Annotated in this window: 14 protein-coding genes; 3 read left to right on the top strand and 11 right to left on the bottom strand. The window is 66.2% G+C overall.

Annotated elements, in window-relative coordinates; translation table 11 throughout:
• Positions 1-16 precede the first annotated feature (16 nt).
• Genes QF038_RS07620 through thiL form a run of 3 tightly spaced genes read right to left on the bottom strand, consistent with a single transcriptional unit; the run spans position 17 to position 4,326 of the window.
• Positions 17-2,281, bottom strand: a complete 2,265-nt coding sequence (locus QF038_RS07620) for an ATP-dependent DNA helicase RecG (RefSeq protein WP_307609590.1) — start codon at positions 2,279-2,281, stop codon at positions 17-19.
• Positions 2,271-3,257: a DAK2 domain-containing protein gene (locus QF038_RS07615; RefSeq protein ID WP_307609589.1), complete on the bottom strand. Its 987-nt coding sequence runs from the start codon at positions 3,255-3,257 to the stop codon at positions 2,271-2,273. Before QF038_RS07615 ends, QF038_RS07620 begins: the two co-directional genes overlap by 11 nt.
• Positions 3,258-3,279: 22 nt before the next feature.
• Positions 3,280-4,326 (bottom strand): thiamine-phosphate kinase, encoded by a 1,047-nt coding sequence (gene thiL / locus QF038_RS07610; protein WP_307609588.1) that lies wholly within the window; start codon positions 4,324-4,326, stop codon positions 3,280-3,282.
• Between the two features lie 87 nt (positions 4,327-4,413).
• Here thiL and QF038_RS07605 point away from each other — a divergent pair, with 87 nt between their 5' ends.
• Positions 4,414-4,917, top strand: coding sequence for a DUF3515 domain-containing protein (locus QF038_RS07605; RefSeq protein WP_307609587.1), 504 nt, complete (start codon positions 4,414-4,416; stop codon positions 4,915-4,917).
• Positions 4,918-4,979: 62 nt separating this feature from the next.
• Here QF038_RS07605 and QF038_RS07600 read toward each other — a convergent pair whose 3' ends face one another.
• The 6 genes from QF038_RS07600 to leuC form a co-directional block, all read right to left on the bottom strand.
• A complete protein-coding gene (locus QF038_RS07600) occupies positions 4,980-6,128 on the bottom strand; it encodes a D-alanine--D-alanine ligase family protein (protein ID WP_307609586.1) in 1,149 nt (382 codons plus the stop codon).
• 2 nt (positions 6,129-6,130) lie between these two features.
• Positions 6,131-7,201: an NAD(P)H-dependent glycerol-3-phosphate dehydrogenase gene (locus tag QF038_RS07595; RefSeq protein WP_373461537.1), complete on the bottom strand. Its 1,071-nt coding sequence runs from the start codon at positions 7,199-7,201 to the stop codon at positions 6,131-6,133.
• A complete protein-coding gene (locus QF038_RS07590) occupies positions 7,191-7,967 on the bottom strand; it encodes a 1-acyl-sn-glycerol-3-phosphate acyltransferase (protein ID WP_307609585.1) in 777 nt (258 codons plus the stop codon). Before QF038_RS07590 ends, QF038_RS07595 begins: the two co-directional genes overlap by 11 nt.
• A 10-nt stretch (positions 7,968-7,977) precedes the next feature.
• Positions 7,978-9,303 (bottom strand): UDP-N-acetylglucosamine 1-carboxyvinyltransferase, encoded by a 1,326-nt coding sequence (murA, locus tag QF038_RS07585; RefSeq protein ID WP_307609584.1) that lies wholly within the window; start codon positions 9,301-9,303, stop codon positions 7,978-7,980.
• A 149-nt stretch (positions 9,304-9,452) separates the two neighbouring features.
• Complete coding sequence (gene leuD, locus QF038_RS07580; protein WP_307609583.1) at positions 9,453-10,055, bottom strand: 3-isopropylmalate dehydratase small subunit; 603 nt, start codon at positions 10,053-10,055, stop codon at positions 9,453-9,455.
• 8 nt (positions 10,056-10,063) lie between these two features.
• Positions 10,064-11,530: a 3-isopropylmalate dehydratase large subunit gene (leuC, locus tag QF038_RS07575; RefSeq protein WP_307609582.1), complete on the bottom strand. Its 1,467-nt coding sequence runs from the start codon at positions 11,528-11,530 to the stop codon at positions 10,064-10,066.
• Positions 11,531-11,642: 112 nt separating this feature from the next.
• Between leuC and QF038_RS07570 the strand changes: the two genes are divergently transcribed.
• Both QF038_RS07570 and QF038_RS07565 read left to right on the top strand, forming a co-directional pair.
• The gene (locus QF038_RS07570; RefSeq protein ID WP_009356552.1) at positions 11,643-12,362 is read left to right on the top strand and encodes an IclR family transcriptional regulator; all 720 of its coding nucleotides are present in this window, start codon (positions 11,643-11,645) and stop codon (positions 12,360-12,362) included.
• A gap of 62 nt (positions 12,363-12,424) precedes the next feature.
• Complete coding sequence (locus QF038_RS07565) at positions 12,425-12,973, top strand: DUF1697 domain-containing protein (protein ID WP_307609581.1); 549 nt, start codon at positions 12,425-12,427, stop codon at positions 12,971-12,973.
• 25 nt (positions 12,974-12,998) lie between these two features.
• On the opposite strand, the gene QF038_RS07560 is transcribed toward QF038_RS07565, so the two are convergent.
• Positions 12,999-14,612, bottom strand: a complete 1,614-nt coding sequence (locus QF038_RS07560) for a GTPase (RefSeq protein ID WP_307609580.1) — start codon at positions 14,610-14,612, stop codon at positions 12,999-13,001.
• Positions 14,609-16,333, bottom strand: coding sequence for a dynamin family protein (locus tag QF038_RS07555; protein WP_307613426.1), 1,725 nt, complete (start codon positions 16,331-16,333; stop codon positions 14,609-14,611). The genes QF038_RS07560 and QF038_RS07555 overlap by 4 nt, the downstream gene beginning before the upstream one ends.
• Positions 16,334-16,614: the final 281 nt, after the last annotated feature.

Raw genomic sequence — 16,614 nt, 5'->3', positions numbered from 1 at the left:
TTTGGGGTCCGCCTTGCTAACCGCGTTCAAGGAACGCCTCCTTTTCGGGGTTGAGGTACTTGTCGATAGCTTCAGCCAGTTCCTGGTGTGCAGCCAGCGTCGGGTCGTGTGACACGATCTGCTGGGCATCGTCCCTTGCCCGGCTGATGACAGCTTCATGCTCGAGGACACGCAGCAGCCTGAGGGTGGAGCGGCCGCCGGACTGGGACGCGCCCAGGATGTCACCCTCGCGGCGGAGCTTGAGGTCCTCCTGGGAAAGGGCGAACCCGTCCGTAGTGGCGGCCACCGCCTCGAGCCTCTTCCGGCTCGGGTGGCCGGGTTCCAGGGCGGTGACCAGCAGGCAGGTTCCGGGCAGCCCACCCCTGCCCACCCGGCCGCGCAGCTGGTGGAGCTGGGAGATGCCGAACCGGTCGGCGTCGAGGATGACCATCAGCGTGGCGTTGGGAACGTCAACGCCCACCTCAATGACGGTGGTGGAGACGAGAAGTTTGACCTGGTTGTCCACGAAGCCGGCCATGGCGGCCGCTTTCACGTCCGGCAGCTGCCTTCCGTGCAGTGGAGCAAGGGGAACACCGGTGAGTGCCGGCTCGGCCTGGAGATGTTCGACGACGGCAGTCACCGATGCGAGTTCCCGCCCGTTTTCCCCCTCAAGGCCATCAGCCAGGTCCGTTTCCTCCGGGCTGAAGTCGCCGTCGTCGTCCGCGCCGATCTTGGGGCAGACCACATACACCTGGTGCCCGTTGTCGATTTCCTCCCGGGAACGGGCCCAGATGCGCCCCGCCCACGCGGGGTTTTCGGACAGGCCCACCAGATGGGTGCTGATCGGCGCCCGGCCTGCGGGCAGTTCGTCCAGCACCGACGTTTCAAGGTCACCGAAAACGGTCATGGCAACGGTTCGCGGGATGGGCGTGGCGGTCATGACCAGCAGGTGGGGCGGCTTCCGGGCCTTGGCACGCAGGGCATCCCGCTGCTCCACGCCAAAGCGGTGCTGTTCATCCACCACGATCAGGCCAAGATCGAAGAACGTAACGTTGCCGCTCAGCAGGGCGTGGGTGCCGATGATGATCCCTGCTGTCCCCGAGGCGGCATCAAGCAGGGCCTGCTTGCGGGCTGCCGTGGGCATCGAACCCGTGAGCAGCGTGACCTGGACCGAGGTATCGCCGAGGCCGCCCAGCAGGCCGTCCCTGGAGAGCGGCCCCAGGGAGCGGCGGATCGAATCGTAGTGCTGGGCGGCGAGTACTTCGGTGGGGGCGAGCAGCGCGGCCTGTCCCCCGGCGTCCACCACCTGCAGCATGGCCCGCAGCGCCACGATGGTTTTGCCGGAGCCCACTTCACCCTGCAGCAGCCGGTTCATCGGCGAGTCGCGGGCAAGTTCCGAGGCCAAGGTTTTTCCGACGGCGGCCTGCCCCGCGGTGAGGGTGAAGGGCAGGTCAGCGTCGAAGGCTGCCAGCAGCCCGCCGGGAACCTGGCGCCGTGCTGTGGCTTCCTCCGCGGCCAGCTGCGCCCGGCGGCGGGCCAGGGCGGACTGCAGCACCAGTGCTTCATGGTAGCGGAGCCGGTCCCGCGCCCGGCGCCAGTCCTCAGCGGTTTCGGGCGCGTGGATAAGGCGGTATGCCTCGGCCACCGGCAGGAATTTTTCACGCCGGGCGACGGCGGGCGGAACGGGGTCGGGCAACGCGTCCAGGTCCAGCGTTTCCAGCAGGGTGTGAATGGCCTTCTGGATCTTCCAGCTGGGCAGTTTGGCAGTGGCCGGGTAGACCGGGATGGGCATGGCGGCGAGTTTTTCCGGGTCCTGGCTGCCCTCGCTGAACGGATCGTCATCCAGGAGTTGAAAGTCCGGGTTGGTGAGGCCCAGTTGTCCCTTGAATTTGGTGACCTTTCCGGAGAACAGGGCCCGGCGCCCCTGCAGGAGATCTGTTTTTGCTTTGAAACCGTTGAAGAAGGTGATTTTGAGGGTGCCGGGGACTTTCCCGCGGTAGTCCGTTCCGCCGACCAGCCGCAGCCCTTGCCGCCCGTCGTCGTCGGACACCATGACGTCGGTGATGGTCCCGCGGCGGGCCTGCATGTTCCGGGTGCTGCTGGAGAGCACCCGGGCGATGAGGGTGACCTCTTCATCGAGGGGGAGTTCGCTGATGGGCGTGAGCTCACCGCGGTTCATGTAGCGGCGCGGGAAGTAGTTCAGCAGCCCGTCAACCGTGGTGATGCCCAGGTGCTTTTCGATGACGGATGCCGAACGCTTGCCGATCCGCCGTTCGAGCACAAGATCGAGTTCAGCGGTCATGCCCACTGGAGTTCACTGCGTCTGTGTGGGATTCCCGCGGCAGCGCGAGCTCGCTGATACTGATGTGGGAGGGTTCTCCCAGGGCCCGGATGATACTGACAGCAGGCTCGGGATCAGGAACGTGCACATGGACCCGCCAGCGGTAGTTCCCGTCCGCGTCTTCGTTGCCCCCCACCTGGCTCATGATCACGGATTCACCGATCTCGTCGAGCTGCTGGCGGAGCGTGGCCGCATGAAGCGGTGAAAGGTTGATGGTGCACATGACTTCGACGCCGTCATCGTCCGGCAGTGCCGTGTGGATGTGGGGATCGGAGACGTCATAGCCGTGGAGGCCGTCGAGCAGTTCGCTTTGCAGTTCCACACCCAGGACGGCAGAACGGAGGCAATCCAGGATCAGGAGCATTCCCACTCCCCCGGCATCCACTACCCGGGCCGAGGTCAGCGCGTCCAGCTGGTCCTCCGTGCGGATCACGGCGGCCAAGGCACCTTCAACGGCGGCGTCCAGTGCCAGGCCCAGGGCGTGGTTGCTGTCGTCACCGTTCTGCCCGGCGTCCACCGCGGCCGCGGCCCGCGCCGCAGCCTCCATCACGGAAAGCATGGTTCCGGGAACCGGGTCGCTGAGGGCTGACCATGCCCTGATCTGGGCCCGGTTCAGCGCGGCGGCCAGCAGCGTGGACGTCAGCCGGGTGTGGCCCGCGAGTGGTTCCGCCGCGGCACACAGGAACACCGACAATAGGGTCCCCGAGTTTCCGCGGGCTTCCTCCATAGCAGCCTGGCCGGCGGCAGCCAGGACGACGCCGACGTCCAGTTGCGCGGGCTGGTCCTGCGCTGCAGCAGCGGACCGGGCAGCCGCTCGGACGGTCAAGTACAGGTTGGTGCCAGTGTCCCCGTCCGCTACCGGGAAGATATTGATGGCGTTGAGACGGTCGCTATGGTTCCCAATAACGGTCTCAGCCTTGCCCAACCACCTCTTCATCGCTTGCGCGTTGGCGGCAACCTTAGTGTGCAAAGTGATCCCATCCCCCGGCGTCCGCGGGCCGGCCCGCAATTTTGACGCTCGGGCTTTCATTGCTTCCCAATGCTTGTACTGAGCCTATCGCAGTGAATCCGGCTGGCAGCTGAACATCAGCAGGGAATGTGGCGAGCAGGCCGTGGTCCTCCCCGCCGTTGAGCACCCAGGCCGCCGGGTCCGTGCCCAGCAGCTCCGAGGCAGGCCGCAGCACCTCCCCCAGCACGTGCAGTTGTGCCGGGTCCAGGTCGATTGCGGCGCTGCTGGCCGTAGCCAGCCGCAACCCATCCCGGAGCAGTCCGTCCGAGACATCCAGCATGGCCGTGGCACCGGCCGTCCGTGCTGCGGGACCGGCTTCCAGCGGTGGCCGCGGCCTGCACTGCAGGTCGAGGAAGGCGCGCTCACGTTCCCCAAGGGCATCAACGTTTTCGGTCGACTCCAGGAGGGCCAGGCCAGCAGCAGCATGCCCGGCCATACCGGCAAGCGCAAGGACATCCCCCGGCTGTGCCCCTGACCGAAGCACTGCAGGACCGCCGTCGAGGGTGCCGAGGACGGCGACGGTGACCGAAATTTCCCGGCCGCGGCCGAGGTCGCCGCCCGCCACCGAGCATCTGGTTGCTCCGAGGTCCTTGATGCCGGCAGTGAGCCCTTCCGCAAGGTCTTCCACCCAGCTCACCGGTGTCTCGGGCGGGAGGGTGAGGCTCACGACGAGCGACGTGGCGGTGGCCCCCATGGCATTGATGTCGCTGAGGTTCTGCGCCGCGGCCTTCCAGCCGACGTCGAACCCGGTGGTCCGGTAGCCGTTTGGCCATTCCAGGCGGAAATCCTGGTCCTGGACCTGCGTGTCAATGCTGATGAGAGTCCTGCCGTCCGGCGCCGCCACCACGGCAGCGTCATCCCCCGGACCCAACAGCGTGGCCTCTGAGTAGGACCCGGCCATGGAAAGGCGGGGGAAGATCCGGGCCAGCAATTCGGCTTCGGAGAGGGCAGCAACGGCTGAGGGCTGCGGGGGGACGGTCAAACGGTTTTCTGGCACGCCACTACGCTACAGCGGGCCACGGACATTGGCTGGCCGTACCTCCTGGTGTCCTGACCGGCCCGGCTCCGGCGATAGGCTTGGATCATGCACCACCCCCACGCCTCCCTGACCGCCCGCCGTGCCAGGATGGCGCTGATCGGGGCTTTTGCCGCCCTTCCGCTGGCTGCTTGTTCACCGGTGGTGGACGTGCCGGCCGCCAAGGATGCGGCGAACCCGGCCTGCGCCCCCATGATGGTGGCGCTCCCCGAGGCCATCGGGGACTCAGCCCTCCGCAAGACGAACAGCCAGGCAACTGCCGCCTGGGGCGATCCCTCACTGGTGGTCCTGCGATGCGGCGTCAATGTGCCGGGACCCACTACCGACCGGTGCGTTACCGTCAACGGGATCGACTGGGTCATCAAGGAAGGCGACCCGGTGTGGACGCTCACCACTTACGGCCGGGAGCCCGCCACGGAGATCCTGATGGACCCGGACAGGATCAGTTCCGCCACGGTACTTGCAGACCTGGCCGTTGCCGCAGCAGAGGTCCCGGCCAGCCGGAACTGCGTGGGCCAGGAGGAGCTGCAGGACCTCCCGCAAAGCCAGTAGGTTTCGACAAGCTCAACCGCCGGACAAGCTCAACGCCCGGCCAACTCAACCACCGCCAAAGGTCAGCGCAGGCCGGTCTTCCGGTTCAGTGCCAGGTAGATGAGTTCGTCGATCAGGTCCGCGTATCCCAGGCCGGAGGCGGCCCACATCTGCGGGTACATGCTCTTGGGGGTGAAGCCCGGCATGGTGTTGATCTCGTTGATGATCAGCTGGCCATCCGGTGTGTAGAAGAAATCCACCCGGCTCAAACCCTCTGCACCCACCGCGTCAAAAGCAGCCGCCGAAAGTTCACGGACCCTGGTGATCGCTTCCTCGGGCAGGTCTGCCGGGCAGCTGAGCGCTGCGGCGTCGTCCTCAACGTACTTCGCATTGAAGTCGTAGAACTCGTGCGTGCCCCCGGCAACGGAGATCTCGCCGGGCATGGAGGTGCGGGGGGCATCGGTGCCCCTGCCTTCAAGGACTGCGCATTCAATTTCGCGGCCCACGATTCCCGCTTCGACGACGAGTTTGAGGTCGTGCCGCCGTGCTTCCTCAATGGCAGCGTCCAGCTCCTCCAGCGAGTCCACCTTCGAAATACCCATCGAGGATCCAGCCCTCGCAGGCTTGACGAAAACAGGGAAACCGAGGCGGTCAACCTGCTTCCGCACGGATTCAGCATCCTTGCGCCACTGCCTGTCGGTCACGGCGATATAGGGGCCCACCTGAAGCCCGGCAGCTTCAAAAACCACCTTCATAAAGTGCTTGTCCATGCCCACTGCGGAGGCCAGGACGCCGGCTCCGACGTACCTCGTGTCCGAGAGTTCCAGGAGCCCCTGGATAGTGCCGTCTTCGCCGAACGGTCCGTGCAGCAAGGGGAACACCACGTCTACGGCTCCGAGCTCCTGTGGAACCTCGTTCGGGGAAGCCACGATCAGCTGGTGTTCGCCGCCGATCTGGGCCAGCGTCACCGTTTTATACGACGGGACCACCTCGGGCAGCGAGGATGCGGCAAGTGACCACTGCCCGGTATCGGCGGGGGCCAGAACCCACTGCCCCGTCTTGGCAATCCCAATCGGGATCACTTCATACTTGTCCTTGTTAATGGCACCAAGGACGCCGGCAGCGGTCACGCAACTCACGGCATGCTCGCTGGAACGTCCGCCGAACAACACCGCCACCCGGGGCTTTGCCCCGCCGGCCGGTTCTGATGCGGTGAGATTGTGGTGGGACATGGTCAGTAATCGCCTTCAGGTTTCAGTTCCCGGGCCAGCAGGACAGGCCCCAGTTGGTCAACGGACAGCTTGCCTGCCAGCACAGCGACGACGGCGGCCGTGATGGGCATCTCGACGCCAAGCTTTGCCGCGAGTTCGTGGACGGCCTGGCCGGATTTGATGCCTTCGGCGGTCTGGGTCATCTTCTGGCCCACTTCCTCCAGCGTCAGGCCCTGGCCGAGCAGCCGCCCCGCGGTATGGTTCCTCGACAGCGGAGAAGAGCACGTGGCCACCAGGTCACCCAGGCCTGCCAGGCCTGCCATGGTTTTCGCGTCCCCGCCCAGCGCCAGCGCCAGGCGGGATGTTTCGGCAAGGCCGCGGGTGATAACGGAAGCCTTGGTGTTGTCCCCCATTTGCCGGCCCTCGCAAATACCTACTGCCAGCGCGATGACGTTCTTAACGATGCCGCCGATTTCCACCCCCACGATGTCCGCTGTGGTGTAAGGCCGGAAGTATGGTGCTGTGCAGGTGCGGGCTATCCAGCCGGCAGCAGCGGAATCAGTGCAGGCCACCACGGATGCTGTGGGCTCCTCGCGGGCAATCTCCATGGCAAGGTTGGGACCGGAAACGACGGCGATGCGTTCCGTTGGAACGCCAAGTTCCTCACTGATGACCTCACTCATCCGGGCATCGGTGCCCAGTTCCAGTCCCTTCATCAGTGAAACCACCATGGCGCCGGGGGCAATCATGCCTTTCCACCCGCGCAGTTGCGGGCGCAGGGACTGGGCCGGCACAGCCAGTATCACCAGATCGGCGCCGGCCAGCACCTCACGGACCTCTGTGGAGGCCGTAATGCTCTCCGGGAGGGCGATGTCCTTCAGGTATTGGCTGTTGCGGTGGAAGGTGTTGATTTCCTCCACCACTTCAGTGCGCCGGCCCCACAGCCGGATGGCACGCGGCTCACCGGCGGCGGTGGCGGCATCGGCCAGGATTTTCGCAAACGTGGTCCCCCAGGAGCCGGCCCCGAGCACGGCAACGGAACGGGCCGATCCCCCCTGTATCCCTTCAGGAATCACCGTCCCCTCAGGAATCACCGGGCGTCCGTTCGCCGGTCTGGGCCTGGCCGCGCTCCACGAAGCGCCCGTGCTTTGACTGCTGCTGCTTTGCCGGATCCCAACGCACCGCCGGCGGCTGCTCTCCCCTGAGCTCCGCAAGGAGACCGGTGATGGCATCCATGATGGCGTCAGTGGCTCCGGCCAGTGTGGCCTTGTCCAGGGGACGGCCGAAGAAGGCACTGAGGTCTACAGGATCGCCGACTAGAACACGGGACCGCTTGCGCGGGAAGAGGTGGAACCTCTTGCCGTAGCGCGGGAACACCTCGTGCGCGCCCCAGTGGGCGATCGGAACCACGGGAATGCCGCCTTCAAGGGCCAGGCGCGCGGCGCCGGTGTGGCCCTTCATCGGCCACAGGTCCGGATCACGCGTCAGGGTGCCCTCCGGATAGATGATGATGGCCCCGCCCTCGGCGACGATCTCCTGCGCAACCTGCAGCGAGCGGTTCGCTCCCGCAGTCGAACGCTCCACCGGGACCTGCTTGGTGGCATGGAGCAGCCAACCAAATGCAGGAACCTTGAAGAGGCCCGCTTTGGCCAGGAAGTGCGGGGCACGCTTCTGGTTGTACAGCATGTGGCCCACCACCAGCGGATCAATTTCGGTGCAGTGGTTGGGGGCCGCGATGAAGCCCCCGGCGGGAAGCTTCTCCGTTCCCTCCCACTTCTTGCTCATCATGAGGTTCATCAAGGGCCGGACAATGCCGGCGATGAACATAAAGGTGGCCCTGCTTTTCGCAGACTCTTTCACGTCGGTTCCGCTACTTCGTGGGGGTGATGTCGAAGTCGGCGCCCAGCCCGGCAAGCTTTTCGGTGAAGCGCTCGTAGCCCCGGTTGATGATGTCGATTCCGGTTACGCGGGATGTTCCCGTGGCGGCCAGGGCAGCGATCAGGTGGCTGAAGCCGCCGCGGAGGTCCGGCACGTCGATGTCGGTTCCCTTAAGCTGGGTGGGCCCGGAAATGACTGCCGAGTGCAGGAAGTTCCGCTGACCGAACCGGCAGGGCACGCTGCCCAGGCACTCACGGTGCACCTGGATGCTGGCGCCCATCCGGATCAGCGCATCTGTGAAGCCGAAGCGGTTCTCGTACACGGTCTCGTGAACAATCGAAACACCTTCAGCCTGGGTCAGCGCCACCACCAGCGGCTGCTGCCAGTCGGTCATAAAACCGGGGTGCACGTCCGTCTCCAGGACCAGGGGGTTGAGCTTTCCGCCCTTGTGGTAGAAGCGGATGCCGTCTTCGCCGATGTCCATCCCGCCGCCCACCTTGCGGTAGGTGTTCAGGAACGTCATCATGTCGCGCTGTGAGGCGCCTTCAACAAAGATGTCACCCTTGGTCACCAGCGCAGCGGATGCCCACGACGCCGATTCGTTGCGGTCCGAGAGCGCCCGGTGGTTGTAGCCGCCGAGGTCACGGACGCCTTCGATGCGGATGGTGCGGTCGGTCTGGACGCTGATGATGGCGCCCATCTTCTGCAGCACGGCGATCAGGTCGATGATCTCCGGTTCCGTTGCCGCTCCGGAGAGTTCGGTGATGCCCTCCGCGCGGGTGGCGCTCAGCAGCACCTGCTCAGTGGCGCCGACGGACGGGTAGGGCAGGGATATCTTGGCGCCGTGCAGGCCTTTGGGGGCGGAGATGTGGATGCCGCCGGGCCGCTTCTCCACCACGGCACCGAACTGGCGCAGCACATCGAGGTGGTAGTCGATGGGACGGTCGCCGATCTTGCAGCCGCCGAGATCGGGAATGAAGGCTTCGCCGATGGCGTGGATCAGGGGACCGCACAGCAGGATGGGAATCCGGGAGTCGCCGGCGTGGGCGTCAATTGCGGTGCTTGGCGCCGTCTTGGCCGCCTTTGGGTCCAGGGTGAGGTCCCCGTTGACCGGGTCCTTGACCACCGTCACACCGTGGAGCTGAAGGAGGGAGGTGACGACCTCCACATCCTTGATCTCCGGCACGTTCCGCAACACGGACGGCTCGTTGCCCAGCAACGCTGCCACCATCGCCTTGGGAACGAGGTTTTTCGCTCCCCGGACGCTCACGCGGCCCGCCAGCGGGACTCCGCCACGGATTGTCAGAACACTACTCATATACCGGTTTCCTCACGATAACTAGCCCACAAAACCTTGCAAAGGCTCCAACCAAGCATAGGAGGTCGCGTTACCGAACCGAAATACGCGTGCGACGGCGGCAGGGCGTGGCGGGCCGCCGTCGCACAGTCGGAGGTACTTCCGCCCGCTCAGGAAAGGCGGGCCGGCAGGGTTTTGGGGAAGAAGGCGGGGCGGGTGGCCTCATAGGCAGTGATGTCCGCCTCGTGCTGGAGCGTCAGCCCGATATCGTCCAGTCCTTCGAGCAGGCGCCAGCGCGTGTAGTCGTCGATGTCGAAGGGCGCCACGATGTTGCCGCACACTACGGTCTTGGAGACGAGGTCCACGGTGACCTGGGTACCGGGGGCGTTCTCGAGCTCCTTCCAGATCAGTTCGATGTCGTCCTGCGCCACCTGTGCCGCGAGCAGGCCCTGCTTGCCGGAGTTGCCGCGGAAGATATCGGCGAACCGGGACGAGAGTACAGTTTTAAAGCCGTAGTCCTTGAGCGCCCAGACAGCGTGTTCGCGGGAGGAGCCGGTGCCGAAGTCGGGGCCCGCCACCAGGACGGAACCGGCGTTGAACGGTTCCTGGTTCAGGATGAAGGACGGGTCCTTGCGCCACGCGGAAAACAGGGCGTCCTCGAAGCCTGTGCGCGTGATGCGCTTGAGGTAGACAGCGGGGATGATCTGGTCCGTGTCCACGTTGCTCTGACGCAGCGGGACGCCGATTCCGGTGTGGGTGGTGAACTTTTCCATGGCGTGTCCTAGGCTGCGTCGGTACGGATGGGGGTTTCGGCAGGCTCAACCACCGGATCGGGATCAAGGTCCGACGGCGAACTCAGGGTGCCGCGGATAGCCGTGGCTGCGGCCACCACCGGGGACACCAGGTGGGTCCGGCCGCCCTTGCCCTGGCGCCCTTCGAAGTTGCGGTTGGACGTGGAGGCGCAGCGCTCCCCCACCTCCAGCTGGTCCGGGTTCATGCCCAGGCACATGGAGCAGCCGGCAAAACGCCATTCAGCGCCAAAGTCCTTGAAGACCTTGTCCAGGCCTTCGGCCTCGGCTTCCAGGCGGACCCGTGCAGAGCCCGGGACCACCAGCATCCGGATGTTGGGGTCCTTCTGGCGTCCGCGGATGATGTCGGCGGCAGCGCGGAGATCTTCCATTCGAGAGTTGGTGCAGGAGCCCAGGAAGACGGTGTCCACCCGGATGTCCTTCATTGGTGTTCCGGCTTCGAGGCCCATGTACTGCAGGGCGCGTTCGGCGGCAGCCTTGGCGTTCTCGTCGCCGAAGTCCTCCGGCGAGGGCACGGATTCGGACAGGGAAACGCCCTGGCCGGGGTTGGTGCCCCAGGTAACGAACGGCTCCAGCGTGTTGGCATCAAGGTCCACCTGGACGTCGAAGGTGGCGTCGTCGTCGGTACGCAAGGTGTTCCAGTACTCGACGGCGGCGTCCCAGTCGGCGCCCTGGGGCGCGTGCGGGCGGCCTTTCATGTACTCGTACGTGGTCTCGTCCGGAGCCACCATACCGGCGCGGGCGCCTGCCTCGATGGACATGTTGCAGATGGTCATGCGGGCATCCATGGACAGGGCGCGGATGGCGGAACCACGGTATTCCAGGACGTAGCCCTGGCCACCTCCGGTGCCAATCTTGGCGATGACGGCCAGGATGATGTCCTTGGCGGTGACGCCCGGACGGAGCGTGCCTTCAACGTTGATGGCCATGGTCTTGAACGGCTTCAGGGACAGCGTCTGGGTGGCCATGACGTGCTCCACCTCGGAGGTTCCAATGCCCATGGCCAGCGCCCCGAAGGCGCCGTGGGTGGACGTGTGCGAGTCGCCGCAGACCACCGTCATGCCCGGCTGCGTGAGGCCCAGCTGCGGACCCACCACATGGACGATGCCCTGCTCGGCGTCGCCGAGGGAGTGCAGGCGCACACCGAACTCGGCGCAGTTGTTGCGCAGCGTCTGGATCTGCGTACGGCTGGTCAGGTCGGCGATAGGCTTGTCGATGTCCAGCGTGGGAGTGTTGTGGTCCTCCGTGGCGATGGTCAGGTCCGGGCGGCGCAGCTGGCGGCCGGCCAGGCGCAGGCCTTCGAACGCCTGCGGGGACGTGACCTCGTGGACCAGGTGGAGGTCGATGAAAAGAAGGTCGGGCTGGGCATTGGCACCTTCGCCGTCGCCTTTGCGCACCACGTGCGCGTCCCAGACTTTCTCGGCCAATGTCTTTGCCATGGCCATCTCCCTTCACTGCTGTTGACTGATGAGTTCCACTGAACCAGTACGCCTTCGCACTGCGCCAGCCGAAAGATTTGCATCTCAGATAATGAGACGGCAATATCATTACATGGACAATTCTAGTGGAGTCGGAGTCATTGATAAAGCGGCCCAGGTGCTTGATGCACTAGAGGCCGGGCCCACCACGCTTGCCCAGCTTGTGGCGGCAACGGGCCTGGCCCGTCCCACAGTCCATCGCCTTGCTTTGGCCCTGGTGCACCACCGACTGGTAAGCCGTGACATCCAGGGCCGCTTTGTCCTGGGAAGCCGCCTGGTGGAACTTGCGTCTGCTGCCGGCGAGGACCGCCTGATTGCCTCCGCCGGGCCGGTGCTGATGCAGCTGCGTGACGCCACCGGCGAAAGTGCCCAGATTTTCCGCCGACAGGGTGACTGGCGCGTTTGTGTGGCCTCCGCCGAGCGCCCCATCGGCCTGCGCGACACCATTCCGGTTGGCACGCAGTTGTCCATGAAGGCCGGATCGGCCGCCCAGGTGCTGCTGGCATGGGAAGACCACGACCGGCTGCTCGAGGGGCTGCAGTCTGCCCGCTTTACGCCTACCGTCCTGGCAGGAGTACGACGGCGGGGCTGGGGCCAGAGCCTCGGCGAGCGCGAGCCTGGGGTCGCGTCAGTGTCCGCACCGGTGCGCGGACCCTCGGGCCGGGTGATTGCGGCAGTTTCAATCTCCGGTCCTATTGAACGGCTCACCCGCCAGCCCGGCAGGCTGCATGCCGAGGTGGTGTGCAACGCCGGCCGCATCCTCACCGAGGCGCTGCGGAAAAACAACGACTGACGCACTAACGCCTGCCTGCCGGCTTGCCCTCGCCGCGGTGCTGCGGACGCTAGGATTTCGCCATGGGCAGCTATGCAGTGTTTCTTCGGGGCATCAACGTGGGCGGCATCAACATCAAGATGGCGGCGCTCCGGGAGGCGCTCACGTCCGCCGGTTTTCCGGACGCCCGGACCCTGCTTGCCAGCGGAAACGTGGTGTTGACCAGCAACCTGGAAGCCGCCGCAGTAAAACGGGAGTGCGAGAAATGCCTCCGGGACACCTTCGGCTATGACGCCTGGGTGGTAGTCCTGGACGCAGCCCGGGTGGCGGAACTGGTAACTGCCTGCCCCTACCCGGACGACGATAAGACGACGCACACCTACATCACGCTCTCCTCCGATATTGGCATGCTGGATGAACTCGACGCGGCCGGCGCCGCCTTGGAGGGCGCGGAGCAAAAGCGGCTGGGCCCCGAGGCGCTGGCCTGGCTGGCCCCCGCCGGGGGAACCCTCGACAGTCCGTTCAGCAAAGTCACGGCCAAGACCAGGTTCAAGGCCTCCACAACCACGCGGAATCTGCGCACCCTCATCAAAGTAAGGGATGCCGCCGTCGAACTCTCCGCGGCCGGCTGACTGACTCCCGGCCGGCGCCGTACTTCTACCCGGCCGCCGCCTTCAGTGCCGCATTGAAGGCTGAAAGCCTGCTGACTTCAACCTCCACAGGTTCTACAACGAGTTCCTGGGCCACGGCGGCAACCGCTGCGTTAAGCCGTTTCCGGGCCCGCGCAGCCCGGGCGTTCGCGGCGGCCGCCGCAATGAAACGGCCGGTGATGGCCAGGAAGATCCCCAGGACCACCCCCAAGGCGATCATCAGCGTCGGCACCGGCCAGCCCTCCACCCTGGGCACTTCCGGTACTGGCATTTGGAAGTAGCCAAGCGCGGCCAGGACGCCGAGCCAGCCCAGCCCTCCCAGGACTGTGAGCAGCGCCAGCCATTGCACCACATTGAACAGACCCCACCACCACGACTTCCGGTTGGCGCCCAGGTCGGTTCCGGCAATGGCCTGGTCAAGGGCATCGGACAACCGCTCCCTGCCTTCCCTCGCGGCGCTCCGGATAGCTGCCCGCCACGGACCAGGGGCGCCGGCGCTGGCGGCGTCGGCAAATTCGCGCACCGCCGCATCAGTCCGGGCACGCTCCGGCGCTCCGGCTGAGGGCAGCGAGGTCCGGTTCAATTCAGAAGGTGCCGTGCTGCGCAGATTAAGCCGTCGCAGCGGATCCGGCCGGAAGCGGGAAAGCCAGCGGGTGACGGGCCAGCCTGTCCGCTTCACCGATTCCAGCCGGTAGGACTGCCCCACGGCCCGGACCACAGCAGGAACGTTCGCTGCAATTGCCAGCTCGTCCGCAAGGCGCGTCTTTGCAGCGGGCCGGACCCCGGCCGCCTCTCCGGCACCGGACACTGCGCCCAATTCCGCCGAGGCCCGGGTGATGTCGGCAGTGAGCCGCTGCGATTGGGCTTTACGTTTCACCGCGACGCCGCGGATGGCATCCCGGACCTTGTCCACCCCTGTCCCGGTGAGTGCGGACGCCGCGAGAACCTGGACCTTGGCGAGTCCGTCGCGGGCAAGGATTGCCCGCAGGGATTCCAGGACCGGCTGCACGTCGTGGGCAGGAAGGCGGTCCACCTGGTTGAGGACCACCAGTGTGACGGCCCCGTGCGAGGCCAGGCGTGACAGGAAGTCATTGTGGACAGCTGCGTCGGCGTACTTTTGGGGATCAAGGACCCAGACCAGGACGTCGACCAGGCCCACCATCCGCTGGACCACTTCACGGTTCGCTGCCTTGGTGGAATCGAAGTCCGGCAGGTCCAGCAGGATCAGCCCTGTGTCCTCGCCGGCGAAGCCATCCACGGCTGCTGCATGATGGCGGTTCCGGACCTCCAGCCAGTCAAGCAGCGGTTCGCTGCCCTCAGCTCCCCACACCCCCGCCAGAGGTTCAGAGGTGGTGGGACGCCGAGCTGCCGCCGTCGCGATTTCCGCTCCGCTCACAGCATTGAACAGCGAGGACTTGCCGCTGCCGGTGGCACCGAAGAATCCCACCACGGTGTGGTCAGCGGACAGCGACCGCCGGGAGCTGGCACGCTCCAGCACTCTGAACACGTTTTGGAGAGACTCGTCGGGAAGGACACCTTCGCCCAGTTCCCGGGCGTCGTTCAGGGCCGTGAGCCTGCGGTCCAGCCGCGACGAATCGCGGGTGTCGGTGTGGCGGCTCATGCAGCGTCCGCCAGCCGGGCCAGCGCCTCCGCGTGGGCCGCGAGGGACCCGGCGGCAGGGTCGTCATGTTCAGGGAGCCGCGACAGGAATTTCTGCTGTTCGTCCTGCAGCAGCCGCTGGCAGCGCACGTGCAGGTCTTCCCTGGCTTTTTCGGCCATACGGCGGACAGCATCCTCCCCGAAGACCGCTTCCAGCAGCCGCTGGCCCACCACGGCGGTACCACCCGCCACACCCACTTCGAGTCCTGTCAGTCCGGCCGTCATGGAGAACACCACGATCATCAGGGCAGCGCCCAGGCCGTTGATGCCGAAGGACAGCCAGCGCGCCTGGGTCCGCTTTCCCTGGCCCTCGGTGCGGATCATCTCCATCAGGGCTTCCTGCCAGGCCCTGATTTCGGCGGCCGCCCTGTCTTCGAACCCGGGAGTGGTTCCGGAAAGGTCGTCAGTACCCAGCAGATGACGCCCGGCGGGGTCGGTCCGCCAGCGCTGGTCCGTGTCCTCGGCAGCATTTGCGGCTTCATCCACAATGACGGCCTGCAAGCCTGTCTCGATGGCTGCTTCCACCCGGATGGCGGGCGGCGGTTCGCCCCGGAAGAAGGCGCCCAGCCGGTCGCGGAACCGGCCAACGTTTTGTTCCAGGGTCCGGAAGAATTCCCCGGTGCCCACGAAGTCCTGCCAGCGGGCCAGCACTTCGCCGCGAAGGAGTGAGCCGTCCCTGGTGGCATCGAGGATGCGGGCAGCCCCGCCGTTGTAGGCCGACACGGCAGCGGCTTCGAGGTTGCCTACGGCCCGCTGCTGTTCCCGCGCGGCCTGGGCCACTTCAGCAACGCGGGTAGCCAAGGCCCTGACGGTCCCGTTCAGGGTGCGGCGTGCAATGTCGGAACGGCCTGCAGAGTCGGCAGCAAGATCCGCCAGCCAGGTGCGCAGCGGGAGGACTGTAGCGGCGGGGAGCATGCCCAGCGGGTCGAGGGCAGTCTCCGGAATGATGAACAGCTGCGCGGCACCCAGGCCTTCGCGGTCCAGGAGCCTGCGCAGGTCCTCGCTGACCTCGGCTTCCGCCCCCTGGGGCACCCGGTCCAGAACTACTGCCACCATGATGTCCCGGCCGGCTGCGTCGAGGAGCAGTCTCCAGGGAACGGCGTCGGCATAGCGGTTGGCAGTGGTGACAAAAATCCACAGGTCGGCAGCGGCGAGGAGCTGCCCCGCAAGCTTGCGGTTGTCGTCGGAGATGGAGTCGACGTCAGGAGCGTCCAGGAGTGCGATGCCTTCGGGCATGGCGGGGTCTGCCACGAGGACAAGGGAGGACATGGCGCCGGCGTCCGGGAGCGGCCCGGCGCTGGTGGCCGGCACCGGCCTGCTGGCGACATATCCGCGGATCCTGCTCAGGGTGGGCAGGACGCGCTGGCCCTCAAACCAGGCCGCCTCCGACGGGTGGTGCAGCAGGATGGGCTGGCGTGTGGTGGGGCGGATGGCTCCGGACCGGGTGACGGGATGGCCTACCAAGGCGTTGACGAGCGTTGACTTGCCCGCCCCGGTGGAGCCTCCGACGACGGCCAGCAGCGGGGCGTCCAGGCTGCGGTACCGCGGGAGGATGTAGTCGTCCAGCTGGGCCACGGCGCTGGCGGCGTCGCGCCTGGCCTGTTCTGCCTCGGGCAAGGCCAGCGGCAGCGAGGCAGCGGCAAGGTCATCCCGCACCTCTTCCAGCAGGGCCACAGCCGCCATCGCCGGCGGCGCTGGCTGTGCGTCGCGCGGTAAGTCCTGCTCGTTCCGCTCGTTCCGGGAGGTCACAGGAACATCATGCCAGTTCAGGGCAGGCTGGTCGCGTTCCGCAGGGCCCTATCAGTTCCAAAGATATTGCGGCCGTGGGTTGCAGCCCCTCCAACGCCCCATCACCTCTGGTGATGTTCGACGGCACTGCTGCCGGCGCAACGTGCGCGAGATCACCTCGAGTCGGTGCCAGGAGTGACCGGGCGTTACCGGTTGCGGGACGTGATGGCGCGTTG

This window comes from Pseudarthrobacter sp. W1I19 (assembly GCF_030817835.1).
GTDB lineage: Bacteria > Actinomycetota > Actinomycetes > Actinomycetales > Micrococcaceae > Arthrobacter.
This window is presented reverse-complemented; position numbering and strand designations above follow the sequence as displayed.